At 45.7% G+C, this 527-nt stretch carries 1 protein-coding gene; it reads left to right on the top strand.

Annotated elements, in window-relative coordinates:
- The coding region (locus R7Z50_RS30905) for an HD-GYP domain-containing protein (protein WP_318150201.1) at positions 1–527 on the top strand (527 nt) is incomplete at both ends.

The following is a 527-nucleotide window of genomic DNA, read 5'->3' as shown; positions in this document are numbered from 1 at the left end:
ATGACATGATCGAAAGTGTATTTATTGATTCAGACGCTTTGCAGTGTGTTTCTGCATTGCGCCAGAAAGATTCTTATTTACTCGAGCACTCAGTAAACGTCGCCTGTCTGCTGGTTTCGTTCGGAAAACACTTAGGCTTAGACAAAGATACCCTCAAGCAATTGGCGATTGGTGGCATCATTCACGATGTAGGTAAAATCAAAGTGGACGATAAAATTCTTCACAAGCCAGCGCGCTTAACGCCAGAAGAGTTTGAGCACATGAAATTGCACCAAGTCTTCGCGGGTGAGATCATCGTTGAAGTGAAAGGGTTGAGCGATGTCAGCCGAGACGTGTGTTTAATGCATCATGAAAAGCTTGATGGAACGGGGTATCCGCGCGGACTATCGGGCGACGAGATTCCGATTCATGGTCGCATGAGTTGTATCGTCGACATTTATGACGCGCTCACCGCTGATCGTTGCTACAAAAAAGGCATGAGCTCAGCAGAAGCATTTAAGATTTTGCTCAGTTTAACGCCTTTCCAT

It is taken from the genome of Vibrio sp. 1249-1, assembly GCF_033340495.1.
This window is presented reverse-complemented; position numbering and strand designations above follow the sequence as displayed.